Here is a 25,019-nt window from a genome sequence, read left to right as displayed (position 1 = left end):
GCTCTTGGCTCTAATTTCTTGGCTCTAGCCTCTTGATACTTGATACTAGCTACTCCCCTACTGCTTGATTACCTTCGAAGAGCCGGAGATTCCGATGTTTTTCTTCTCCGGGTCGCCTTTGTAATAGACATTGCCGGAACCGGAGGAACCCACGGTCAGCGATTCCAAAGCGGTAATCGAGGTGTCACCGGAGCCGGACTTGCCGATTTTCACCGTTTCCGCCACGAAGTTCATCGCCTCCAGATCGCCCGAACCGGACTGCCCGATATTGGCGTCCTCGGCTCTGCCTCCCTCGATGATCATCTTGCCTGAGCCGCTCATGCCGATGTTGATCTTGCCGGCATTGATGTTTTTGGCGGTGATCGTTCCCGAACCGGAAAGGCCGATATTGAAGGAGTTGGCGCCGAAGTCGGAGTTGATCCGCATGTCACCGGAGCCACCGTTGCCGACTGATTCGAGTTCGCGCACCGTGATGTACACTTTCAGGTCGACGTTGCGGTAGTTCCCTTTTTCCAGCTTGATTTCAAGCCTTTTCCCGTCCAGTTCGGTGATGACCTTGCTGAGGTCGAAGCTGTTGGACTCCAGCCGGACTTCATCTTTTGAACCCTTGGTAATCTCCACGTCCCAGCTGCCGCTGTTTTCGATCTGGTTAAAGGATCCCGGCGTCCGGGTTTCTGACCTTTGGGCCTTGGCCACGGAGATGTTTATAAACAAGAGAAATGCGAGGGCTAAAATTCTTGTGGTATTCATGATAGATGGGGTTGAAGTAGTTTCCGGATTTAGTTAAGTGCCAGAGATTGTGCCAAGGCCAAAACAGGCCTTCACACCCTCAAAAGCCGATTTACAGGCAATCAATTGTCCGAGCAAAGCTGATTTTGACCGAGAGCGGACGATTCATCTGTTTCAGTTTCTATTCGTTTTTCAGGTAATCCACCGGGTTGGACGCCGCGGTCTTGAAACTTTGGTAGCTCACAGTAAGCCAAGCAATGACGATGGCAAATAATCCCGCCAAAAAGACCAAAACCAAGTCTATCTCCGTGCGGTAGGCAAAGTTTTGCAGCCAGTATTTTTCCAAGAGGAAATAGCTCAAGGGTCCCGCGATCACAAAGGCAATCACGACAAGCAGTGTGAAGTCTTTCGAAAGGATGGTGACCAAATTGGCCATGGAAGCCCCAAGCGCCTTGCGGATGCTGATCTCCTTGGATCGTTGCTCGGTAGTATAGGCAGCCAATCCAAACAATCCCAAACAGGCGATCCCAATCGCCAGAATGGTGAAAATCAAAATGATCTGGCTCATCTTCTGCTCCTTTTGGAAAAGCAGGTTGAAGTCCTCGTCCAGGAAAGAGTATTCAAAGGGTGCGCCACCGGAGTGTTTTTTCCAGAGGGCTTCCAGCTGGCTGATCTTTTCCGTGACTTGGCCGGGGCTGATTCGGATGGCCATCTCATAGAAGTTGTTGCCAGCGCCGTTCATGACGACCAGCGGCCTCACGCTTTGCTTCAGGCTTTCGAAGTTGAAATCCTCGATCACTCCGATCACCCTGCGATAGGTGACAGTACCATCCTCATTCCAAAATCCCCCGACCTCTTGGGTTCCGTCAAGCTCTGTCCAGCCCATCAGGGCCATGGCCGTTTGGTTGATCAGCAGCGCTCCGGTGTCGGACGGGATTTCCCTGGAAAAGAAGCGGCCAGCCGCAAGCTTAAACCCCAGCGCTTCCAAGTAGTCCTCGTCCACATAGTTTTGGTAGCAAAGCACGTCCTGCTGCTTGTCCTTGGTCCGCATCACGGAAGTCCAGTCCAACCTCGGCGGCAGGACATTGCTGTAGGCAGCAGCCGTGAATCCTGTCTGGGCCAACAATTCCTGCTTGAAGGCTTCAGAGTTGTTGCCCAAGGAACGGACATGAAGCAGGGCCAGGACATTCTCCTTGTCTATGCCCAGGTTTTTCTCCTGCATGTACTTCAACTGCTTATAGACCACCAGACTGCTGATCATCAAGGCTATGGAGATAAAAAACTGAAAGATCACCAAGCTGCTGCGCAAAGCCGATCGCTTCACTCCGGAACGAATCTCGCCCTTAAGCACAGCCACCGGAGAAAAGGAAGTCAGGTAAAACGCGGGATAGGAACCAGCCAATAACCCAACCACCAAAAGGAAGACTAGAAATGCCAGCACAAACTGAGGTTGGAACAAAACACCAAACTCCAAGGTCTTTCCGGCAAGCGCATTGAAAGGCTTCAAAAAGACCAGAATAATCACAAAGGAAAGCACCCCGGCAATGCCGCTGTACACCATGGATTCGGAGAGAAACTGCCCCATAAGCCGCTGGCGTTGGGCTCCGATGGATTTCCGCACGCCTACCTCTTTGGCTCGGTTGGCGGAGCGCGCGGTGGATAGGTTCATGAAGTTGATACAGGCGATCAACAAAATGAAAATGGCTATTCCGGAAAACAGGTAGAGGTATTGTCGATTTCCCGGCGCTTTGATCTCATCCGAATTGTGGGATTCCAAGTAGATATCCTGCATAGGCATCGCAATCAGGCCATAGGCATTCCCCTGCTCCAAAAAGGCATCCATGGAAATTCCCAAAAACTGGAGAATCTCCGCGCCCACGTATTTTAGCACCAAGCCATTTAAGGCTTCCTGAACGCTTGCGGGATCGGCGCCTTCGGAGATGCGATAGTAGGTCAGGATATTATTGCTCGTCCAGTTTTCCTGCTCAAAATACCACCAGTTCTCCCCGGAGAGCACCGCATCGAAATCCAAATGGGTATTCGAAGGCAAATCTGCCAGCACGCCGGTAACCTCAAGCGGCTTCTTGTCCGAACCTCCAAAAATGGTCTTTCCTATCGGGTCTTGGTCTCCAAAATACTTTTTGGCAACGGTCTCCGTGAGGATAATCTTATCGGGTCCATGCAGAGCGGTTTCCGGTTTCCCCAAGAGCAATTCAAAGCTGAAAAAGTCCAAGAAATTCGAATCGGCGACCATGACGATGGGTTCCGTAAAAGCCTTTTCTCCCTCAATCAAAGGATAGGTACGCATCACCCCCATTCTCACATAGTCCTCCACCTGGGCAATTTCCGCTTTCATCGCAGGGCCGACAGGAGTGGCGGAGTTGGTCGAGGTAAACTCGTTTCCATTAAGTTTTCCCGAAATGTTGACCCGAAAGATGCGATCCGAATTCGGGATAAAGCGATCATAGCTCAGTTCATCCAACACAAACAAAAAAATCAGGATACTTGCCGCCATGCCTAGGCTGAGTCCGATGATGTTGATGAAGGAATAGACCTTGTTGCGCTTCAGGTTGCGCCAGGCGATTTTCAGATAGTTTTTCCACATGGCTAGCTGGGGTGTTGGTTTAGGGTTCTGGAAAAAATGCGTTGGTTTAGCTTTCTGAAAATGAGATGCCAGTCGGGAAAGAAAGGTTGCAGGGGATTTTTGAAAAATGTTGGAGGTTGGAGGTTTGGAAGCAGGGAAGTGTCACCCTGAGCGAAGTCGAAGGGTGACTGGTGCATCAAGTCTGAAATGAAAATCAACTCCCCTCGAAAAAAGATCGTTTCGTTTTCAGGGGATCTGATATCTTTAGGGAAAGATCCCGGGTATAGCAGAAAGAAATCCCAATCTCCTTCCAAAACGGATATACACGAAACTCGGAAGCTGTAGTGGGACTTGTATGGATGTGTGAGCAATTCTGTCAGAGGGTTGGATTACCCGACAAAACAATCAAAAATGGGAGTGTTTAAAAGAAAGGGGCGCACTGATCCAACTGGGCTTGATTGGCATATACTCCAAAACGGATGGACGAGCCTATATTTTCGCACAAATGTTTTGGATGATGATTTGAAATGGTTTGAGAGCGAAAACTATGTAACTATTAACTTCGATTGCCGAACCTGGAACGACGAGACGGTCATGCATTCTCTGTTTAAAGACAAATTCGCTTTCCCCGACCACTACGGAGAAAACTTTAATGCGCTTAGAGATAGCTTATCTGATTTAAGCATAATAAAGACTGGTCTTGTCGTCTCCTTCAGGCACATGGACAGCATTAAGAAACAGACGGCTCACGCGGTTTTGGATATTTTTGCTGACGCCTCAAGACGACATATGTTATTTGGAAATAGATTGATTACCCTAGCACAAGTTGACGACCCCTATTTTGAAATCGAACCGGTCGGTCAAACAAAGGTCATTTGGAACGGACAAGAATGGTTTAACTCCAGGCGAATAGAAGAGTGACACGGTATTCAGGGGATTCTATATGACACACTTTTGAGAACCAATGACCAATTCGATCATGTTACTCTTTGGAATCTTCACTTTGTTCGTTGGAATGATAGGACTCTTGGTGACTTTGACATTTGTTACAATCGCCATATTCAAGAAAAGCCCCAATAGCTGGAAACGGTTCGGAATTAGTCTGGCTGCTACGATTCTGACAACGCTCACCCTCATTACGATTCAAGAAACAATTCTCTTTCCGCCTAACCCAAAGATTGAAAAACTAATATTATCAGCATATCGCGAAGCTCCAATCGGAGGGATTTGGCTAGGGGTTTACGATGATCAAACATGGCAGCTGGGCTACTCTTCTGTAGAGGTTACCTCCGAAGGAACATACAAAATTAATGGAGACACCTTGACGCTCGTAGCGAACCAAGGAACAACAATTATTGGCAACTTCGAACGAACTTCCTTTTTGATCAAGCAGAAATCCTTAATAGAAGTTGAGAATTCCGGTATCCGATCACTGGAAATCCAAATCAACAAGCTGACTAAAATTGGGATGTAGCTAAGCTCACTTACATCCCCGCTTCGGAACTTCCGTTCTTAGGTATTCTAGGATTTATAATCATACCAAAGCCCCCCGTGGTCTGTGTCCTCACAGACCACTTCTTATTCATAATAAAACCTATCGGATTAACATTCTTCCATGGAATAAGGCCGAAATCTGACTGGCCTGTGGAGACACAGGCCAGGGCAAAGAGTGATTGATACCCGATCACGAGTGATGAAAGCGGTATTTCGAGTGTTTGATACTCGATGCCGAGTGTTGGAACCGGTATTTCGAGACTTTTTACCTCGATCACGAGACATTTTCACTATATCTCGAGTGATTTATAGTCGATCACGAGTGACGGAAGCGGTATATCGAGTGATTGATACTCGATGTCGAGTGTTGGAACTGATATTTCGAGTCTTTTTATCTCGATTACGAGGCTTTGAACTGCTATTTCGAGGCTCCGACCCGTCCTGAAAAAGTTTGACCCCTCTTGAAAAAAGTTGACAGTTTTTGGGAGAATACAAAACCATGCTGAAGGAATACGAAATTGAGTTTGATGAGAAATTTTTGCTTTGAGTTCGACCCCTTTGGGGTCGTGGAGTTTGTTGTGTCTTTTAGCTCCCGGCTTCGCCGGGAGTTATTGAAAAGTTAGACCACTTCGTGGTCCTACATCCTAGCTGGCTCATTTCAGGCGTAAAAAGCCCCCTCCGAGTGTAGTTTGACGTTTGCCTAGGCAGAGTCCGCGATAGCCATCGGGAGCGACTCCACCTTTCTATTCTCTCGAATTTGCAATTCGCGAGATCCCAAGAAAAAAGTCGTCAGCGTTTGGCTAAAGCCATGGTCTGGGGACGTGTTGGATTGCCTCTGGCTTAAGCCGGAGGCAATCGATGCAGGTACGCCACACCTCATCCCGAAGGGATGGCATGTTTATAGAAAACGTATTACCAAGCGCATTCGACTCCTACGGAGTCGTACCTATTCCATCGCCTCACTATCCTATAAACATGTGACCCATTTTGGGTCTGGATTTCGATCCAGATCATCTTTTTGTGAAACAACCATCGTGTAGAACTAAATCCGGGTAAAAACCCTTACGATTCGTCCTCGGGATTACAAATCCCGAGGAACGCAGAAGCCGCAAAATCGCGCCCCCTACTCACTCTTGATCGCCTGCACGGGATTTGACCTTGCCGCGCCCAAGGATTGCAGGCAGACGGTGAGCAAGGCGATGCCAAGGATCAAAAGCGCGGCAGCTGGGATAAACCACCACTCAAAACTGATCTTGTACTGGTAGCCGGACAGCCAGTCCTGCATCAGCCAAAATGCAACACCCGAACCAATGGCCACCGAAAGAATCACAATCAGGATAAACTCCCGGTTGATCACCTGCAGGATGGACAAGGTGGAAGCGCCCAGCACCTTGCGGATGCCGATCTCCTTGGTCTTTTGCTCCGCGATATGGGCAGACAAGCCCAAGAGTCCCAAGCAGGAAATCAGAATGGTCAGGATACTGAAGTACTGCGCCAAGTCTCGCAAGCGCACGTCTTCTTGATAGAGTCTCGCGTAGTTTTCATCCATAAAGCTGTAGTCAAACGGAAACTCAGGGTTTAGCCTTTGGGCGGTAGATTCCAAAAAAGCGACCGTTTCGCGGATCTTGCCGGTATTTACTTTCACATAGCCTTGCCAGGTATTGTCGGGATCCAGCAGGAATATCGCCGGGGCGACGTTTTGGCGAAAACTCTCGAAATGGAAGTCTTTCACCACGCCCGTAATCGATCGCTCCACATCCCACATCCGGAAAAACTCGCTTCCTTCATGGTCCTGCTCCATGAGCTTGTAGGCGGTTTCGTTCAGAATCGCTCCCGTGACCGAGTCGGCGCCGTTGGCACGATCAAAGTCCCTTCCTTTTACGAGCCTTATCCCCGAAGCCTCCAGAAAGTCGTAGTCCACGCGGATGACTTCAAACAAGGCCGCATTGTCAGGAGCTTTTCCTTCCCAAGACACGCCGCCGGTATTGGAGTTCCTTCCCAAAAAACCGAAGGAAGAACGGCTGACCGCGAGAATGTCCTCGTTTTTCTCCAGCTCGGCCTTGAAGATGTCGAAGCGCTCCAGCAGCTCTCCCTCCAGCGTGACCTGGATGAGCTGGTCCTTGGAATAGCCCAGGTCTTGGTTCATGGCATAGTTGATCTGCTGATAGACCACCAGCGTGGAGACGATGAGGATCGTGGCGAGGATAAACTGGAACAACACCAGCGTCTTTCTGGCCAAGACGACACCCTTCCCAGCCTTGGTGAAGGAGCGGAAAACCGATACGACCTTGGTGGCGGAGAGGTAAAAAGCCGGATAGCTGCCGGCGACCAAGCCCGTGATCAGCAGCACGAGCAGGAGTTGCAGCCAAAACACACCGGACAGAAAGGGAACGCTCATTTCCTTGCCCGTGAGGTTGTTGAATATCGGCAGGGTCAGCGCGACCAGCAGCACTGCCATGACTGCCGCAAAGACCGTCAACAGGATGGATTCGCTGAGAAACTGGAACACCAGCGATTGTTTGTCCGCCCCTGCGACCTTACGCACGCCTACTTCTTTGGCTCGCTTCTGCGACTTGGCCGTGCTGAGGTTCATAAAGTTGATGCAGGCGATGATCAGCACAAAGACCCCGATCATGGCAAAGAGCTTCACGTTTTTGATCCTTCCCTCCACGAGTTGCCCGTCCTTCCACTGCCCGTAGAGGTAGATGTCCCCTAGCGGATAGGTGAAAAGCTTCACGTTGGATTCCTCGTTTCGCTCGGCGATATAGTCTGTGATGCGGTTGGAAAAAGCAGCCCCGTCGGTGCCCTCTCGGAGCTTCAGGATGGTGCTCGGCCCATTGTTGCCCCAATCGCTCAGCCAGTCGTTTTGCTCAAAGAACAGCGCGTAGGGCAAGAGGTAGTCAAACTGTAGGGAATTGCTGCGCGGCAAGTCCTTCAACACGCCTTGGACGATGAAGTTTTCGGAATCCGAACCCTGGCGGATCTCCACATCCTCCCCTACCACGTCGGTGCGTCCAAAGAGGGAAATGGCGCCCTTTTCGGTCAGGATCACGTGGTTGTTTTCGGTGAGCATCTTGTCCAAATTGCCCTGCACGGCTTCGTACTGGTAGATTTTCAGCAAGTCAGGCATGGCATACACCCCCTCCAGCCGAATCCGCTTGTCCCCTTGGATAAACAACTGGGTTTGGCTCCAAGTGTAAGTCGAGGCGTATTCGACCTCGGAGAGCGTCTCCTTCATGCTTTCCGCCAGGACTCCCGGCGTGGAGCTGGTGGTAAAAATATCCGCCCCATAGCTCTGGTGCTCCATCACGCGATAGATGCGGTCTAGGTCGGCGATTTCCCGGTTGACTTTCAGCTCCGAATCCACCCAAAGTCCGATCAGAATCGCCGCCCAGAGTCCCAGGGTCAGCCCGAAGAGGTTGATGAAAAAAGTGAGCTTATGCTTGGCAAAGCCTCGGAGCGCGATTTTCAGGTAGTTTTGGAGCATGACGGATTGGAAGATTTGAAAATTGGGGTAGCGGACAGTGGTAAGGTTGTAATGTGGGAAAGTGGTAAGGTTTAGCACCTCAGAGAAAGTGGCAAGGTTGTAAAGTGGGAAAGTGACAAGGTTCAGAACCTCAGAGGCCAAAACTTAAATCAATCGCTCATCTCACTTTTGACGTCGTAAATCACAAATCGCAAATCATAAATTCTAGGCTCTTGACTCTAGCTTCTTGATACTTGCTACTAGCTACTTGATACTTCAGAAAGATTGCTTCACTCCTTCGTCGTTCGCAATGACGGCTACTCGCTCTTCAACGACTTGACAGGGTTGGAGGTCGCGGCTTTGACCGACTGGAAGCTGATCGTCGCCAGGGCAATCACGAAGGCAAAAAGCCCCGCTGTCGCAAATACCGCCCAACCGATCTCGGTTCGGAACTGGTATTCCTGAATCCAGCTGTTCACCGCCCACCAGGCGACCGGTGTGGCAATCAGGAACGATATTCCCACCAGCTTGGTAAACTCCTTGGACAACAGCACGACGATATTGCCCACGCTGGAGCCCAGCACCTTCCGGATGCCAATTTCCTTGGTTCGTTGCTCCGCAGTAAATGCCGCCAAAGCGAACAAACCCAGGCAGGCGATCAGAATCGCGAAACCCGCGAAGATGCCAAACACCTTGCCCAGCCTCACTTCCGAGGCATACATGTTCCCAAATCGGTCATCCAAAAAGGAATAATTAAAGGGCTGACCCGGTGCAAATCGGTTCCAAGTAGTTTCCAGATGGGCGATCACCGCCTCGGTGTCCTGCGACTGAAATCGGAAAGAAGCGATGCCGGAAGGGTTTTCGCTCAGGAAGATCATCACGGCGCCGATGTTTTCCTTTAGGGATTCGAAGTGGAAATTCTCCACCACACCTACTATCGTTCGATGGGTGGTCGCTTCCAAATCCAAGGCATCGCCATCCAGCATAGAATAGATGCGCTGCCCAATGGGGTTGCCCTCGATGTTGAGGTTTCGCAGCGCGGTTTCGTTGATGATCACCGCGTTGGAATCGGAGGGAAACTCGATGGAAAAATCCCTACCGTCGATGATCTTCATCCCAAGCGTATGGATGTAGTCGTAGTCCACAGACCAGTTTTGCATGCTGACGAAGTTCTCGGTCTGCTTGGGGTCTTTGCCCTCCGACCACCAGGGCGAGTCGCTTCGCCAGGTATTCGCCACGGGTAAAAACCCGGTCAGCGTCCCGCTCTCCATCATGCTGTTTTTCAGCACCTCCTCCTTGAAGGCCTGCTTGTTGTCCTGCAGGGCATACACATCGTCCACGGTGATGATCTGCTCCTTGTTGAAGCCGATCTTTTTGTTTTGGATGTAATCGAGCTGCTTGAAAACCACCAGCGTGGCGATGATCAGGATGATGGAGATCGAAAACTGGAACACCACTAAGGAGCTGCGGATGAGCCCGCTGCGCATGCCTAGGGAGACTTTTCCCTTCAAAATCTCAATGGGCTTGAATCCGGAGAGGTAAAAAGCCGGATAGATCCCCGCCAAAATCCCGGTAAAGGCGGCCGCCAGCAGGAGGATGGCGTAGAATGCCCACTGCGAAAAAGGCAGCTCCAGACTACGTCCGGCCAGCTCGTTGAAGACAGGCAGCGCCAAAGCCACCGCAGGAATCGCCAACAAAAAGGCAATGCCGCTGATCACCATGGATTCCATCAGAAACTGGCGAACGAGGTGAAATTTGAACGAACCCATCACCTTGCGGATTCCCACTTCTTTTGCCCGATTGGCCGAACGGGCCGTGGACAGGTTCATAAAGTTGATACAGGCGATCACCAGGATGAAGAGCGCGATGGCGATGAAGAGGTAGACGTAGGTAATGTTGAAATTGGGCTCAAACTCGCCCAGCAGGTCACTTTTTAGATGGATATCCAGTAAGGGTTGCAGGCTAAATTCCAGCTTGCCCCCGGCGTTGACGAGGTCTTTCACGCCCGCTCCCTCACCGAAGAGCTGCGCGATCTCTGGCTCGATATGCTTTTGGATCAAACTGGTAAACTTCGCTTCGAGATCGGCTGGATTGGCTCCCTCGCGGAGCAAGAGGTAGGTTTGGAAATTGTTGCTCAGCCAGATGATGCGCTTGGCCTCGTCCAGCCCGGCCGCGCCGAGCAGAAAATCAAAATGAAAGTGGCTGTTTTTGGGAATATCGGCATACACCGCCGTGATGCGAAACTCCTGGTCATGATCCAAAATCAGGGATTTGCCCACGGCTTCTTGGCCGGGAAAGTACTTGTCGGCCGCCTTTTGGCTGATCGCCATGGTATTGGGTTCGGCCAGCGCCTGGTCTGCCGTGCCTTGCAAGACTGGAATCTCAAAGACTTTGAAAAAATCCCTGCCTGCCCAGATCACGCCGTCCTCTTTGATGTTTTCACTTTCGCCCTGCCGCTTCACCAGATAGGAGCCTCGGGATCGAAAGTGCACGGCAGCCTCCACCTCTGGAAAATCCTGGGGCAGCACCTCCGCCATCGGAGCCGGAGCGAGCACCATGTCCCAATGGGTGCCGCCAAAGATGATGTCGCTGTGGATGCGGTGGATACGCTCGGCGTTTTTGAAGTGCCGGTCGTAGGAGAGCTCATTGATCACAAACAGGCAGATGATCAGGCACACCGCCACACCTGCCGAAAGTCCCAGGATGTTGATCAAGGAGTAAAACTTGTGCTTTTTGAGATTCCGGATCGCGATGAGCAGGTGGTTCTTTAGCATGACGGACTGGGTAAAAATGGGAGAAGAGGAGTTGGTTTAGCTTTCAAATAGGGAGATGCTGGTTGCGCGGGAATGGTTGCATGAGAGGTCGGGAGGTGGGAGGCAAGGAGGTTTGGAAGTAGGGAAACAGGAGGTTGGGTGGTAGGGAAGTCTTGCTCCGCTGAATATTCCCCAAGCCATTGATTCGGGCAAAAAAAAGAACTAATTTAATTGGAATAAAGACCTTTGCTCATGGACTTCAAGTTTGAAAAACTACGTATCTGGCAAACGTCCATGCGGTTTGGCGAAACCGTTTTCACCCTTTCTAAACACTTTCCAAAGGACGAAATTTACAGTCTAACCTCTCAGATGCGGAGGGCGGTGGACTCTGTCGCATTGAATATTGCGGAAGGAGCAACCGGTAACTCCAAAGCTGAGTTCAGCAAATTTGTGGGGTATTCTCTCCGCTCATTGGCAGAGGTGGTCACCTGCCTCCATAAAGCTAGGCTTAGAGGCTACCTGACGGCTGAGCAGTTTGACCAAACCTACAGAGAGGCATTTGACCTGATGAACAGCATCGCTGCTTTTCGAAACATCATCCGTCGTGCGTGAATCAAGCGGAAGAGCCGGCCAAGCATATCCGGCCAGCTCCCCTACCTCCCTGCTTCCTACCTCCAACTTCCCTACACGTGAAACTGCTCCCTAATATTCTCGGTGACCACCTTGCCGTCAAAGAGGTTGATCACACGGTGGGCGTAGTTCGCGTCGTGTGGAGAGTGGGTTACCATCACGATGGTGGTTCCTTCGTTGTTGAGTTCTTCCAAAAGCCTCATTACTTCTTCTCCGTTGGTAGAGTCCAAGTTACCGGTCGGTTCATCGGCGAGGATCACGGCTGGCTTGGCGACGATGGCGCGGGCGATGGCCACACGCTGCTGCTGACCACCGGAAAGCTGCTGCGGAAAATGGTTCCTTCGGTGCATGATGTTCATGCGGGTGAGGACTTCTTCCACTTTTTTCTTGCGCTCGTCTGAAGGGATTTTCAGGTAAAGCAGCGGAAGCTCGACGTTTTCGAATACTGTCAGCTCGTCGATGAGGTTAAAGCTCTGAAAGACGAAGCCGATGTTCCCTTTTCGCAGGGAAGAGCGCTGACGCTCGGAAAACTTGGCCACTTCCTGATCAAGGAAGAAATATTCGCCGGAATCCGGATTGTCCAGCAGGCCGATGATGTTTAGCAAGGTGGACTTGCCACAGCCCGAGGGGCCCATGATGGCGACGAACTCCCCTTTTTTGATTTCGATCTGAATCCCATCCAGCGCGGTGGTTTCCACTTCCTCGGTTGCATAAAGCTTGCGAAGGTTGACGGTTTTGATGACGTTCATGTTTTTTTGTTGTTAGATGACCGATGTCGGATGTCCGATGAGCAAAGCCCATAGGCCACCGACGCTTCTATGATTGATTTATTTTTATTAATGGCTGCTATCGCTTCTCTTTGGTTTAGATGCCAATACACTTCAAGAGGTTGTATTGAATGACTAGTTTATTTTAGACTTAAAAGATTGCATCATATTCATCAGGTGGAAAGCATCAGCATAAAGCTGCCTGAAGCGATCCTGACTCAGATATTCTCTGCGTTTTGCCTTTTCCAAGCAAGTCAACACTTCGGCCAAGAACCGAACCGCATAGCCGACAAACTTCTTGAATTCCGGATTGGACTGCGAAATTGCCCCTTCGGCAATGTTCAAGGCAATCGAATCGGCCGCCCTACGCGCTTGGGAAGTCAGGTTGTACTGCTCTTCTTTCGGAAACGTGGCGCTAAGCCGAAATATCTCCTCTCCGAAATCCATGGCCTTTTGCCAGATCTGAAGCTTTTCGTACTTAAACTGCGGCTTGAATTCCTCCATTTTCCAAGACAACTTAACCTCTTCATCAAATTCCAACACCACAAATCCGACACCCAACTTCCGTCATCGTGCACCGGTCATCCGACATCAGACATCCGACTATTTGAGCTGCAGCACCTCATTCGTCCCGAAGTTCTCATAGCCGCTGACGATGACTTTTTCGCCTTCGACCAAGCCTTCCAGTACTTCGTAGTATTCAGGGTTTTTCCGGCCCAAGCGGATGTTTCGCTTTTCAGCCACACCGGTGGTCGGGTTGAGTACGAAGACCCAGTTGCCACCCGTGTCCTTAAAGAAGCCGCCGGTAGGCAGGAGCAGACTTTGTTCGCTTTGGCCGAGCTCCAGGCGTATGCGTACGCTCTGGCCTCTGCGGATGCCGTCGGGACTTTCGCCGGTGAAGGCCATATCCACTTCAAATCGCCCATTGGTAATAGTTGGATAGCTTTTGATGATCTCAAGTTCGTGGTCTTGGCCACTCAGGGTAAACTTGCCCCGAAGCCCCGTGCTCACCCTTGGCAGGTAAAGCTCGTCTATGGGCACGCGTACCTTAAATTCGTCCAGCATGTCTATCTGCCCGTAGCGTTGGCCTGGATTGATCGCTTGGCCGATCTCGAGCTGCTCGGGAGTGGCCAGCTGACCGCCTATCGGGGCGGTGATGACCAGGTTGTCGAGGATGTTTCCCACACCGGTCAGGGAGGCGTTCATCCGGTTTTCGGAGAGCCTCAGCTGGGTGAGCTGTATGGAGCGGGCTATGGAGTCGTTTCGGTAGGAAGCATAAGTCAATTTCTTGCGCTTCACGTTGTATTCGTACTGCTCCTTGACCTCCTCAAACTCCCGGTCGGAAACCAGTTTCTTCTCGTGAAGCTCCTTGAATCTGTCGTACTGTGGCTTGAGCAGACTGATCTGATAGTCGATTTCGGCGAGCTGTCCCTGCTGGCTCAGGTCGTTTTGGTCGAGCAAAAGGCGGGTTTGGCGCAGGTTGTTGATCTGCTCGTAGAGCATGGTCTCGCGCTGCATCACGTCCAGCTGTAGGTTGGAGTTGCTCAGCACCAAGATGGTATCGCCTCTCTTGAGCAAAGCTCCGGACTCACGCACCACCTGATCGACCACGCCCCCTTCGATCGCATCCAAGTACACGGTGCGGGAAGGCTCGATCTGCCCGGAGACCAGGATATAATCGGTGAACTCCCCGGTTTTGACGGTGGCGATGCTGAGACGGTCCTGTTCGACGTTCATGGTGGATCGGTGGTCCGCAAATCCGATCTGGTAAATAATCCCCCCCAACAAAACAGCGCCACCCAAGACGGCGGCGATCTTTCGGGGAGTCCAGGTTTTCTTTTGTATTTTTCTATCCATTGTGTGAAAATGCCCTAAGTCGGCTGTCCTCCTTGTGCCAAAGGCTGTGCCATGCAAAAAATCGCCTCAGGACACTCCAAACCAGGATTTGCGAAAAAATCGATTTTCAAGTCTCGAACATTTTCGTCCGCCACCGAACAAAAGTGAATCAAAGGCGATATATTTATTCTTTGTCCTTCAAGAAAAAGTTGAAGTAAAAATCCGCCTAATTTGTCCGAAAACGGCCCTTTTTGCCCGAAATCGGCATTTGTGAAAAAGCGGCAAACTTTTGGGAATACAACAGTCGGCAGTAGTCTGTAGGCAGTAGGCGGTGCGCCTTTGAAACTTCGCAAACCAGTTCGCAATAGTTGGCGGCTCAGTTTCAGAAGAGGCGTTTTCTTACTTCCGTCTCCAGCCTTCGGTCTCCCTTCTTTAAAAAGCAACCCCATGAACGACCAGAAATTCGGCAAGATCCTCATCGTAGACGACAACGAAGACCTCCTGAAGGCCGCGAAGATTTTTCTCAAGCGCCACTTTGCGCAGGTGGATACCGAAACCAACCCCGACCTCCTTCCCATTCTCACGCACAACGAGCAGTATGACGTGATCATGCTCGACATGAACTTCACCAAAGACGTGAGCTCCGGCCAGGAGGGCTTCTACTGGCTGGACAGAATACTGGAACTCGACCCCTCGGCTGTCGTGGTACTGATCACCGCCTATGGAGACGTGAACCTGGCCGTGAAAGCCATCAAGGAAGGCGCGACGGACTTTGTCCTGAAGCCCTGGGAAAACGAACGCCTGCTGGCCACGCTCAACTCCGCGCTGAAGCTCCGGCAGAAAAAACTCGAGGTCAACCTACTCAAGGATCAAAAGGAAACGCTACAGCAGGACATTGACAACAAGTTTAAGGACATCATCGGGCAGAGTCCGTCCATGCAAAAGGTCTTCGAGACCATAGAGCGGGTAGCGGCTACCGATGCCAACGTCCTGATTTTGGGGGAAAATGGAACGGGAAAGGAGCTGATCGCCCGGGCTATCCATCGGCATTCCCGCCGAAGCCGGGAGGCATTTGTAGGTGTCGATCTGGGATCGATCACCACGACCCTCTTCGAATCGGAGCTCTTCGGGCACAAAAAAGGTTCCTTCACGGATGCGAAAGAAGACCGTGCCGGGCGCTTTGAGCAGGCCCACAAGGGTACACTTTTCCTGGATGAAATCGGAAACCTACCCCTCCCCTTGCAGGCGAAGCTTTTGGCAGCGCTCCAAAACAGACAGGTCACCCGGGTAGGCGCCAACCGCCCCGTGGACGTGAACATCCGTCTGATCTCGGCGACCAACATGCCCATCCACAGCATGGTGTACGAAAACACCTTCCGCCAAGACCTCCTTTATCGGATCAATACCATAGAAATCCAGCTGCCGCCGCTGCGGGAACGGGTCGATGATATCCCGCTATTGGCTGATCATTTCATCTCTTTTTACTCCAAAAAATACAACAAGGACATCCGCAAAGCCTCCGAACCTCTGGTCAAGCGGATGATGAAATACCACTGGCCTGGCAACATCCGGGAGCTCCAGCACAGCATCGAGCGCGCGGTCATCATGAGCAACCACAACGTGCTGCAGCCCGAGGATTTGTTTTTGCAAAAAATGGCCCAGCCAGACCAAAAAGAGGAATCCGTAAGCTTGGAACACTTGAACATCGAGGATGTGGAGCGAATCTTGATCAGAAAGGCGCTTCAAAAGCACAACGGACACATCACCCGCGCGGCCGACGAACTGGGGCTGACCCGATCTTCACTCTACCGAAGACTCGAAAAGTATGGTTTATAAGCGGTTTTCGGTCGGAATATCCATCCGCATCGTCCTGATCACGATCTGCCTGTTTTTGGGAATCTGGCTGTACTACGTCCAGGACCTGTGGCTGGCGCCAGCCATCCTGGCGCTGATCGTCGTCGTCCTCACGGGCGAGATGATCTACTACGTCAACTCGATCAACCACAAGCTGGCGCGCTTCCTGGACTCCATCCGCTTCACCGACTTTTCCTCCTCCTTCACCTCCGACAGCAAGATGGGGGGCTCCTTTCGCGAGGTCAACAAGGCCTTCAACGAGGTGATGGAAGTCTTCAAGCAGACCCGGGCGGAAAAGGAGGAGCAGATGCTCTTCATGCAGGTCATCATCCAGCACATCACCACGGGGATCATTTCCTTCAACTCAGAGGGCAAAATCGGCGTGGTCAACAACGCCGCCAAGCACCTGCTGCAGATCCCCCAGTTTCGCGACATCACCGACCTTGGCAAGCTTTCTTCCAAGCTGCTCAAGGAAGTGGTGGACCTGAAGCCGGGACAGCGGATCTCCTTTCGGGTCAACAGCAGCCTGCACCTCATCATCCAGTCTGCCTATCTGAAGATGGGCGGCCAAAGCTGGACGCTGCTTTCCCTCCAAAACATCAACGCGGAACTCCAATCCAACGAGCTCGAAGCCTGGCAAAACCTCACCAAGGTCCTCCGCCATGAAATCATGAACTCCATCACTCCGATTTCCAGCTTGGTGGAGTCGCTCCGAACGATCTTGGACGAAGACAGCTACGTGCAAAAAGAGGGCATGCTGATCAAAAAGGACGGTTTTCAGGACATCCAAGAGGGCTTGGACACCATCGCCAACCGGAGCAAAGGGCTTGTCACCTTTGTCAATGCCTACCGGGACTACACCAATATCCCCGAGCCAAAAAAGGAACTGATAGCCGTCAAGACGCTTTTCGAAAACGTGATCGGGCTCATGAAGGAGGAACTCAAGTCCCACCAGATCGACATTCACACCGAAATCACCCCAAGCGATCTGGAAGTACACTGCGACCCGGATCAGATCACCATGATCCTGATCAACTTGGTCAAGAATGCCGGCGAGTCCGTACAAAACCAAGCCGACAGGCTTATCTTCCTCAGGGCCCTAGGCCAAGGCGACATGGGAATCAGCCTACAGGTGGAAGACAATGGTGCTGGCATCATCCCAGAGGCCCTGGAGCGGATTTTTGTCCCCTTCTACACAACGAAGAAAACCGGATCGGGGATCGGGCTGGCGATCTCCCGCCAAATCATGAACCTCCACCGCGGCAGCCTGCAGGTAAGCTCGGTACCCAACGAACGGACCGTATTCTCGCTCAATTTCCGCTAGACTTACGCAAGCTCCGGCTTTGCCAACTATCGCCATCCTTTCCATCTGGGGGATGGCGCTTTTTATAGTTACCCTTTGGGAGTAGGTCGGGAGAAAAGTCAAGACCAAGGGAAAAAACCCCGCTCATCCTGAGTATTTTAGGAGAAATGCTTGTAAATTCTGGAAAAACAAGCCCATGGAAAACCCAAATGTAACCGAAGGAAAAAATGCTGCTTTGCAGCTCGCAGGACTGATCTACGGCGTCTCACTCGACGGGGTGGTCAACTGGAACGAGTTTCAGGCTCTGAAGGACTGGTGCCGAGAGTACGAGCGGCTGGCGGAGCAGGAAAACTTTCAAAACCTCTACAGCCAAATCCGCCCCATCATCGACGACGGAAACGTAAACTCCGAGGAACTGGAGCAAATAAGGGAGATTCTGGAAGACTTTCTCGACCGACAGGGAGTGGAAAAAGACCCCAGCACCAACATCCACTTTCTTGGCGGGGTCTTCCACGGAATCGTAGCCAGCGGGGACGTAAACACCTACGAAATCTACAAACTCAACCAGTGGCTGGAAAAACACAGCCAGCTCCAAAGCCAGTCTCCTCTCGACGAACTGATGGAAATCCTGAAAAACGTCCTCAAAGACAACAAAGTGGACGATGCCGAAGCCAAACAGTTGAAGGAATTCTTTTCCACGCATCTCGTCTGATCCCGTTTGTCCTGGGGAGGCCTGTCGGAAAAACCAAAAAATCCGCCGCGGCTTTCCCCCAAGACCAATCCGATTTCCGCCTTCTTGCGTATTTTAGCCCATGCGGCACCAACAACGTTTAACAGCCTGCCCGTAACCCACCGCCAAAGCAGGGCGTATCCCTAGGTGTCGGGTTGGGTCTGAGACGTCCTCCCGCAAGACAAGAAATAGACAACCATTGCTAAAATCCCCTATGTACCCATTCAAAAAGATTGCTATGCTGATGATCGGATTACTGGTGGGCCTGATGATGGCCTGCGGCAGCTCTCCTGCCGAAAAAGAGGCCGCCGTGGCAGATGCCGACTCCACTCCCAAAGAAACTTTCTCCTCCAAGACCCAGCTGGCCACCTTTGCCGGGGGCTGTTTCTGGTGCGTAGAGGCGCCTTTTGAGGGAATAGATGGCGTGATCTCGGTGGTATCGGGCTATTCTGGAGGCAAGGAGAAAAACCCCACCTACGCGGAAGTCTCCTCCGGAAAGACCTCTCATCGGGAATCGGTACAGATTACCTTCGATCCAGAGGTGATTTCATACTCCGAGCTGGTCGACATCTTTTGGCAGACCTTTGATCCCACGGATGTGGGAGGATCTTTCTTTGACAGAGGTACGCAATATGAGTCGGCGATCTTCTACCACAACGACACCCAGCGCAAGGTAGCGGAGGAAAGCAAGGCCCTGCTGGACGGCTCCGGGAAGTTTAACAAGCCCATCGCCACACCCATCATCAAGTACAGCAACTTCTACCCTGCCGAGCAGTACCACCAAGACTACTACGACAAAAATCCCGACGAATACAAAGCCTACAAGATCGGCAGCGGCCGTCAGGAGTGCATCCTGACCAACTGGCCGGTGATCAGCGAGGGAACGTATCCAGCCAAGTCCAAAGCAGAGCTGAAAAAATCACTCACTCCGCTACAGTACCAAGTCACCATGGAAGATGCCACGGAGTATGCTTTCCAAAACGAATACAACGGAAACAAGGAATCGGGTATCTATGTCTGCATCGTCTCTGGCGCCCCACTGTTTAGCTCCAAAGACAAATACGAGTCTGGCTCAGGCTGGCCAAGCTTCACCAAACCCATCGATGCCCGCGCGCTGGAAAAACCTACGGACAGGTCTGAGGGCATGACGCGCGTAGAGATCCGAAGCAAGTATGGCAAAAGCCACTTGGGCCACTCCTTCTACGACGGCCCCGAGCCTACCAATCTGCGCTACTGCATGAATTCCGCCGCGATGAAGTTCATCCCCAAAAACGAGATGGAAGCCGCTGGCTATGGAGACTACCTGTGGCTGGTGGATTGATATGTCGGTAGTCCATGGCTCCTAGTCGATAGTCCATAGTTTCTGGTCGATAGTTGACAGTCCATGAGCCATGGTTCATGGTCAATAGGGATTGTGCATGGGCTTAGTTTTGAGTGGACTTTACACATAGCTGCTGGTATCGGCCTAGCGACACTTCCTCGAAATGTCCAGGCAAATTCCAGGTGTTTTTGAAAATGGAGCAGCCAAAACCAATCACCAGTTTTTTTGACACCGTCGATCTTCGGTCTTTCAGCCTGCCCGAGCAGTCAGGCCCTATTGAAGAAGCAAATTCGCCTAATTGTAAGATTGCGGATAATCATGTTTTTTTATCCTCTTCCCTGTCTATATTTAGTCAAACATTTTCTGGAAGCATGAAAAAATTCGCTTGGATCGCCGGTTTGATTCTAGTCTTGGTACTGGGAATCTTTTTTTGGTGGAAGTTTTACTTTGTTTTCGGCGAGGGCGTGAAAGCCGGCAGCCTCAATTATTTTGTGAAAAAGGGTGTGGTGTTCAAGACCTGGGAGGGACGCATGGTCCAGGAGGGATTCCAAAGTCCGACCTCTGGAGCCTTGCAAAGCAACGAGTTCCGATTTAGCGTGACCGACCCAGAGGTAGCCGCCGTACTGGAGCGCAATTCGGGCAAACACCTCGAACTGCGCTACCAAGAATTCAACGGCATGCTTCCCTGGAGAGGCACCAGTGTCTTTGTCGTGACCGAGGTCATCAACGCCCAAGAATCAGCAGGCAGCGACGGGGGCACACTTCCTATCGATCGCTAGCGGCGATCAGGGCTTAGCCCAATAGTCCACCACGGTCACATTTGCCAAGCTGGAGCCCAGCACTTCTCCGAAAGCCTTGTGTGCGGGATGGGGAAGATATGCATCCCGGTCAGCCTCGGAGTGGAAGGTCAGCGTAAAAGCGTGGGTTAAGCCTTGGTTGAGGCCTTCTGGGCTGTTGTTGGTTCCCCATTCGAAGCTCTTGATTTCGGAAATCTGCGCAGGTAAAGCCCTGAACGCCTCGACTATCTTGGTGACTTCCTCTGGAGAGGTAGTGTCTTTGAATCCGAATAAAACTACGTGGCGGAGTACGGAATCTGGCATGGCGGTTTCGATGGGGCTTGGTGGGGTTTCGGTTGAGATTTCAGACGAGCTTTCTTCGGTCTTAGGCTGGCTGCAAGACCAAAAAATCGCAATAGGGATGAGATAGATCAGTTTTTTCATGGACATATTTTTCCCTGAAACTAAAAAGAAATCGAGTTTAATTCCCCAACTTTTGGAGGATAGTCCTTATTTAAATTTTTATCCCTGCCTCCCAACCTATGAAAATCGCTTCCTTCAGTACCAAATCCTACGACCGGGCCAGCTTTGACAGGATACTTCCGGAGCCCGGACACAGCATGAGCTATTTTGACGCCAAGCTGGACATCCGCACGCTTTCCCTGGCCGAGGGACATCAGGCCATCTGCTCCTTTGTCAACGACCACATCGACGCGGCGATGACCAAAAAAATGGCAAAAATGGGCATACGCCTGATCGCCCTGCGCTGCGCCGGGTACAACCAGATCGACCTCAAGGCCGCCGCCGAACAGGGTATCAAGATCGTCCGTGTGCCCGCGTACAGCCCCGAAGCGGTGGCTGAACATGCCTTTGCCCTCATCCTCACTTTGGCAAGGAAAACCCACAAAGCCTACAACCGGGTCCGCGACAACAACTTCTCCATCGAAGGCCTCACAGGAGTCAACATCCACGGCAAGACCGTCGGTGTGATCGGCACCGGTGCAATAGGAAGGGCATTTTGTCGCATTGCCATGGGCTTTGGCTGCAAGGTGCTGGCCTATGACGTGGTGGAAAACGAAGAGATGAAGCAGCTCGGCGTGCAATACCTCGGCATCAAGGAAGTGCTCGCCTCCAGCCATATCATCTCCCTGCACTGTCCCCTCACGCCCGACACGCACCACCTCATCAATGCCGAGTCCATCGCCCTCATGCAGGATGGAGCCGCGCTGATCAACACCAGCCGAGGTGCACTGGTGGAGACCAAAGCCGTGATCAAGGCGCTGAAAACCAAAAAAATCGGGTTCCTCGGCATCGACGTGTACGAACAAGAGGAAAACATCTTTTTCAAAAACCTCTCCGAGGAAATCATGCAGGACGAACAGATCGCACGCCTCATGACCTTCCCCAATGTATTGGTCACCGGCCACCAGGCTTTCCTGACCAAGGAAGCCCTCGCGCAGATCTCCTCCACTACCCTGGCAAACGTGACGGCATTTGAGAAAGGCGAAAAACTGGTGAATGAAGTGGTGGCTGGGAAATAGTTAGTGGTCAACAGTAAGTGGTTAGTCGTTGATAGTCCATGGTCCATAGCAGATAGACCATGGACTATCTGCTATGGACCATGGACTATCCGCTATGGACTATCAGCCCTAGCAACAAAAAAATCCCCGTCGGCGAACCGGCGGGGATTGCTGTTTGAATGAGTTTCGATTAACGAACCACTTTCACGTTCACGGCGTTGACGCCTTTTTTTCCCTGGATCAAGTCGTAGGTTACTTTGTCGTTTTCACGGATCTCGTTGACAAGGCCGCTGTGGTGAACAAATACGTCTTCGCTGTGATCATCTGGGGTGATGAATCCAAATCCTTTAGTGGTGTTAAAGAATTTTACTGTTCCTTCATTCATGATTTCTGAAATTTTGATTTGGTTTTACTCTACTTTGATTGGATTGATTTGAATTGGATTTTTTTTCAGTGGGCGGCTCAGGTGGAGTGTCAGAGATGTTACCAAATTCGTCGACATATGCGATCATATTGTCGAGGCTGCCGTCTTTCGGCTGGGCTTTGCGCTCCAGCTTCTTTTCGAACTTTTCCTTTTGCTTGCGTCTCTTGAGTTCCGCTTTCTGTTTTTTAATGAATGTGTTCTGGTTTTTTGACATTAAACTGTTTTTAGTCTACGAAAGTGATGGCGTGCCCTACCTTGCCGGCACGGCCAGTCCTGCCGATACGATGGATGTAAGCATCCATGGTCATCGGTAGCTGATAGTTGATCACGTGGGACACATCGGCTACGTCGATTCCTCTGGCTGCGACATCCGTCGCCACCAGCACCCTAATATTCCCTTTTTTGAACTCCTCGATCATTTTCACCCTGAAGTTCTGGGATTTATCACCGTGAATCTGCCCCGCGGTGACGCCGGCTTGATTCAGTTTCTTGGCCAGCCGGTCGGCCAGCCGTTTTGTTTCCGCAAAAAGGATGACCTTCTCCATATCTGGACTCTTGATCATCGCCGCCAGCATGCCAAACTTGTCGGCACCCTCTGGCACGTGGACGGTCTGCTGCTCGATATTTTCGTTGGTTCCCCCGGCATTTTCCACGATCACCTCGATGGGATTGTGCAGCAGGGACGCGATGAGCTGCTTTTGCGCAGGCTCCAGCGTCGCGGAGAAGAGCAGCGTCTGGTCGCGTCTGCCGATCAGGTTTACGAGCTTTTTCACGTCGTTGACAAAGCCCATGTCCAGCATACGGTCAAACTCGTCCAGCACCAGCGTATTGACCTGGTTAAGCTTCAGCAGCTTGCGGTCAGACAGGTCGAGCAGCCTTCCCGGTGTACCCACGATCACCTGCAGCTTGCGCTCCAGCTGCTTGTAGTCCGAGTTGATGTTGGTGCCGCCGATGAAGGTCGCCGAGTACAGGTGCAGTCCCGCTGTCAGACTCTTGAACTCATTCTCGATTTGCAAGGCCAGTTCGCGCGTAGGCGTCACGACCAATGCCGTATAGTTCCGGGGATCTTTCAGCGCATGCTCGATGATGGGAATGAGAAAGGCGGCAGTCTTGCCCGATCCGGTCTTGGAGATCGCCATCATGTCCCTGCCGTCCAGCAGGGGCAAAATGGACTGGTCCTGTATCGTGGTCAGGGTCTGGTAGCCCTTGTGCAATATGTTGGACAGAAGCCTGGAGTCCAGGCTAATATCCTGAAAGGACTTTTCGGTCCGGAAACCCGCCTGTCCGGTGGGCTTGGCCTTTTTCACAAAAAGCTTTGGGTCCAGCGTGGACGCCTTTTTCTTTTTCTGCCTTCTGTCCACAGTCCCGCCCTTGGCAGGTCCGGACGGCTTGGTACCGCCAGATGGCTTTCCCCCGTGGGGTCTTGTATTTTTTCTTTGTTGATTCATGATAGATTGCTTAGGCTTTTACGGGTACGACCTCGGCGTTTCCCAGGAAATACAGCATCTTGAAATGTGCCCGTAAAGCGCTAAAAAATGTCTTTTTTGAATGATAAGGAATATTGAATTCGGCCGCTGTGGCCTTGACGATCGGAGCGATTTTCCGATAGTGCACGTGACATATATCGGGAAACAGGTGATGTTCTACCTGATAGTTCAATCCGCCGATCATCCATGAGAAAACCCGACTTTTCTCCGAATAGTTGCATGTGGTGGCCAATTGATGAAGCATCCGCTCTCCTTCTACCTCTCCTTGTTCGTTGGCTTGGGGAAAGTCCACATCCGGCATGATATGGGCCGTCTGAAACACCAGCGAAATACACAAGCCAGTGATAAAGTGGAGGACGAAAAACGCCAGCAGAATCTCCCCTATGCCAAACGGGGAAAAAGCAATCGGCAAACCCAGCGTAAATGCGTAGTACACCAGCTTCCAGGCCACGATTTTCACTATCGTCTTCCGGTAGATGTTTTTACCCCTGATCAAGCCCATGCCGTAGTAGCGGTTGAACCGGATAAAGTCCTTGGAAGTGATCCAAGAGATGGTGGACAATCCGTAGAAAAACCAAGTGTACCAATGCTGGTAAGGATGCAAGGCGTTCTTCTCGGCGTTGGGAGTGAATCTCAAAAAAAACGGCGCATTGATGTCGTCGTCACCTTCGGAAATGTTGGTGAAGGAATGGTGAAGCACATTGTGCTGTATCCTCCATACGGTCGCGTTCGCCCCTACCATATTGAGCGTGTAGCCAAGCAGCTTGTTGACTAGGGGATTTTTGGAATAGGTACCGTGGATCGCGTCATGCATCACCCCCATTCCGATTCCGGCCATGCCAAAACCGCTGAGCACAAAGCAGGCAAACAGCTGCCAGGTCTGGTCTACGGCCCCGGTAACTACCAAAATGACGGGAATGAAATAAAGACTCATCATGAAGACGGTCTTGACGATCATTTCGCTATTTGCAAATTTTGACTTTTGGGAGGATTTGAAATATGAATTTACCCTTCTTCTGAGGGCGAGGGAGAAATCAGAAAGCTCTGATTCCGAAAATCGGATAGTTTTGATAATGGATTGTTTTAAGTAAAAGAAAATCTTGGTTTCTCAAAAGGATTTTTAACTGCAGATTTCAACTCCCGAAACAGCCTAGGCCGTCTTTAGAATCAAAAAAGTAGAAGAAGAAGAATTAAAACCTTTTTTTGGAGAACTCTTGATTTGCTACTTAGGCAGGTGTATCACCGATGCTAACTTGGATGTCAAGTGTCGAAAACATTTCTTCGACGCTACAAAGGTGGGCAATCCCCCGGTCAATTCCTAATAGCGCCGCAAAGTGCTCCTCCG

At 51.3% G+C, this 25,019-nt stretch carries 23 protein-coding genes; 9 read left to right on the top strand and 14 right to left on the bottom strand.

Annotated features, from left to right (window positions below; genetic code table 11):
- Positions 1-57 precede the first annotated feature (57 nt).
- Together J0A68_RS18760 and J0A68_RS18755 are read right to left on the bottom strand one after the other, a co-directional pair.
- Positions 58-750 carry a head GIN domain-containing protein gene (locus J0A68_RS18760; protein WP_206579775.1) on the bottom strand — a complete coding sequence of 231 codons (693 nt, stop codon included), beginning with the start codon at positions 748-750 and terminating at the stop codon, positions 58-60.
- Between the two features lie 160 nt (positions 751-910).
- Positions 911-3,334 carry an ABC transporter permease gene (locus J0A68_RS18755; protein WP_206579774.1) on the bottom strand — a complete coding sequence of 808 codons (2,424 nt, stop codon included), beginning with the start codon at positions 3,332-3,334 and terminating at the stop codon, positions 911-913.
- Between the two features lie 363 nt (positions 3,335-3,697).
- On the opposite strand from J0A68_RS18755, the gene J0A68_RS18750 reads away from it, so the two are divergent.
- Complete coding sequence (locus J0A68_RS18750) at positions 3,698-4,234, top strand: barstar family protein (RefSeq protein ID WP_206579773.1); 537 nt, start codon at positions 3,698-3,700, stop codon at positions 4,232-4,234.
- A 43-nt stretch (positions 4,235-4,277) separates the two neighbouring features.
- Positions 4,278-4,787 carry a hypothetical protein gene (locus J0A68_RS18745; RefSeq protein ID WP_206579772.1) on the top strand — a complete coding sequence of 170 codons (510 nt, stop codon included), beginning with the start codon at positions 4,278-4,280 and terminating at the stop codon, positions 4,785-4,787.
- Positions 4,788-4,797: 10 nt separating this feature from the next.
- Here J0A68_RS18745 and J0A68_RS18740 read toward each other — a convergent pair whose 3' ends face one another.
- From J0A68_RS18740 to J0A68_RS18730, 3 genes are all read right to left on the bottom strand, one after another.
- Positions 4,798-5,085 carry a hypothetical protein gene (locus tag J0A68_RS18740; RefSeq protein WP_206579771.1) on the bottom strand — a complete coding sequence of 96 codons (288 nt, stop codon included), beginning with the start codon at positions 5,083-5,085 and terminating at the stop codon, positions 4,798-4,800.
- 845 nt (positions 5,086-5,930) lie between these two features.
- Positions 5,931-8,294 carry an ABC transporter permease gene (locus J0A68_RS18735; RefSeq protein WP_206579770.1) on the bottom strand — a complete coding sequence of 788 codons (2,364 nt, stop codon included), beginning with the start codon at positions 8,292-8,294 and terminating at the stop codon, positions 5,931-5,933.
- A gap of 296 nt (positions 8,295-8,590) precedes the next feature.
- On the bottom strand, positions 8,591-11,047 hold the full coding sequence (locus tag J0A68_RS18730; RefSeq protein WP_206579769.1) for an ABC transporter permease: 2,457 nt from the start codon (positions 11,045-11,047) through the stop codon (positions 8,591-8,593).
- A gap of 231 nt (positions 11,048-11,278) precedes the next feature.
- Here J0A68_RS18730 and J0A68_RS18725 point away from each other — a divergent pair, with 231 nt between their 5' ends.
- A complete protein-coding gene (locus J0A68_RS18725; RefSeq protein ID WP_206579768.1) occupies positions 11,279-11,638 on the top strand; it encodes a four helix bundle protein in 360 nt (119 codons plus the stop codon).
- Positions 11,639-11,709: 71 nt separating this feature from the next.
- Here the strand turns inward: J0A68_RS18725 and J0A68_RS18720 are convergent, their stop codons facing one another.
- The 4 genes from J0A68_RS18720 to J0A68_RS18705 form a co-directional block, all read right to left on the bottom strand.
- Positions 11,710-12,405: an ABC transporter ATP-binding protein gene (locus J0A68_RS18720; RefSeq protein WP_206579767.1), complete on the bottom strand. Its 696-nt coding sequence runs from the start codon at positions 12,403-12,405 to the stop codon at positions 11,710-11,712.
- Positions 12,406-12,558: 153 nt separating this feature from the next.
- A complete protein-coding gene (locus tag J0A68_RS18715) occupies positions 12,559-12,927 on the bottom strand; it encodes a four helix bundle protein (protein ID WP_206579766.1) in 369 nt (122 codons plus the stop codon).
- A 99-nt stretch (positions 12,928-13,026) separates the two neighbouring features.
- Positions 13,027-14,280, bottom strand: a complete 1,254-nt coding sequence (locus J0A68_RS18710) for an efflux RND transporter periplasmic adaptor subunit (protein ID WP_206579765.1) — start codon at positions 14,278-14,280, stop codon at positions 13,027-13,029.
- Positions 14,281-14,294: 14 nt separating this feature from the next.
- On the bottom strand, positions 14,295-14,708 hold the full coding sequence (locus J0A68_RS18705; RefSeq protein ID WP_206579764.1) for a hypothetical protein: 414 nt from the start codon (positions 14,706-14,708) through the stop codon (positions 14,295-14,297).
- Here J0A68_RS18705 and J0A68_RS18700 point away from each other — a divergent pair.
- The 5 genes from J0A68_RS18700 (at position 14,707) to J0A68_RS18680 (ending at position 20,246) form a co-directional block, all read left to right on the top strand.
- A complete protein-coding gene (locus J0A68_RS18700) occupies positions 14,707-16,095 on the top strand; it encodes a sigma-54-dependent transcriptional regulator (protein WP_206579763.1) in 1,389 nt (462 codons plus the stop codon). The two genes, J0A68_RS18705 and J0A68_RS18700, sit on opposite strands and share 2 nt — an antisense overlap.
- The gene (locus J0A68_RS18695; RefSeq protein ID WP_206579762.1) at positions 16,085-17,437 is read left to right on the top strand and encodes a sensor histidine kinase; all 1,353 of its coding nucleotides are present in this window, start codon (positions 16,085-16,087) and stop codon (positions 17,435-17,437) included. Before J0A68_RS18700 ends, J0A68_RS18695 begins: the two co-directional genes overlap by 11 nt.
- A 175-nt stretch (positions 17,438-17,612) precedes the next feature.
- Entirely contained in the window at positions 17,613-18,128 is a 516-nt protein-coding gene (locus J0A68_RS18690) for a hypothetical protein (protein ID WP_206579761.1), read from the top strand.
- A 232-nt stretch (positions 18,129-18,360) separates the two neighbouring features.
- Entirely contained in the window at positions 18,361-19,467 is a 1,107-nt protein-coding gene (gene msrA, locus J0A68_RS18685) for a peptide-methionine (S)-S-oxide reductase MsrA (RefSeq protein WP_236025666.1), read from the top strand.
- A gap of 371 nt (positions 19,468-19,838) precedes the next feature.
- Positions 19,839-20,246 (top strand): hypothetical protein, encoded by a 408-nt coding sequence (locus J0A68_RS18680; protein WP_206579760.1) that lies wholly within the window; start codon positions 19,839-19,841, stop codon positions 20,244-20,246.
- A 6-nt stretch (positions 20,247-20,252) separates the two neighbouring features.
- Here the strand turns inward: J0A68_RS18680 and J0A68_RS18675 are convergent, their stop codons facing one another.
- Positions 20,253-20,687, bottom strand: a complete 435-nt coding sequence (locus tag J0A68_RS18675) for a Dabb family protein (protein WP_206579759.1) — start codon at positions 20,685-20,687, stop codon at positions 20,253-20,255.
- A 98-nt stretch (positions 20,688-20,785) separates the two neighbouring features.
- On the opposite strand from J0A68_RS18675, the gene J0A68_RS18670 reads away from it, so the two are divergent.
- Positions 20,786-21,784 (top strand): 2-hydroxyacid dehydrogenase, encoded by a 999-nt coding sequence (locus J0A68_RS18670; protein WP_206579758.1) that lies wholly within the window; start codon positions 20,786-20,788, stop codon positions 21,782-21,784.
- Between the two features lie 169 nt (positions 21,785-21,953).
- On the opposite strand, the gene J0A68_RS18665 is transcribed toward J0A68_RS18670, so the two are convergent.
- From J0A68_RS18665 to J0A68_RS18650, 4 genes are read right to left on the bottom strand one after another with little or no spacing between them, the layout of a single operon-like run.
- Entirely contained in the window at positions 21,954-22,148 is a 195-nt protein-coding gene (locus J0A68_RS18665; RefSeq protein WP_206579757.1) for a cold-shock protein, read from the bottom strand.
- Positions 22,141-22,401 (bottom strand): cold-shock protein, encoded by a 261-nt coding sequence (locus tag J0A68_RS18660; RefSeq protein WP_206579756.1) that lies wholly within the window; start codon positions 22,399-22,401, stop codon positions 22,141-22,143. The genes J0A68_RS18665 and J0A68_RS18660 overlap by 8 nt, the downstream gene beginning before the upstream one ends.
- A gap of 10 nt (positions 22,402-22,411) precedes the next feature.
- Positions 22,412-23,635, bottom strand: a complete 1,224-nt coding sequence (locus tag J0A68_RS18655) for a DEAD/DEAH box helicase (RefSeq protein WP_206579755.1) — start codon at positions 23,633-23,635, stop codon at positions 22,412-22,414.
- A 10-nt stretch (positions 23,636-23,645) separates the two neighbouring features.
- Entirely contained in the window at positions 23,646-24,632 is a 987-nt protein-coding gene (locus J0A68_RS18650; protein WP_206579754.1) for a fatty acid desaturase family protein, read from the bottom strand.
- Between the last annotated feature and the right edge of the window lie 387 nt (positions 24,633-25,019).

The organism is Algoriphagus oliviformis, from assembly GCF_017254915.1.
GTDB lineage: Bacteria > Bacteroidota > Bacteroidia > Cytophagales > Cyclobacteriaceae > Algoriphagus > Algoriphagus oliviformis.
This window is presented reverse-complemented; position numbering and strand designations above follow the sequence as displayed.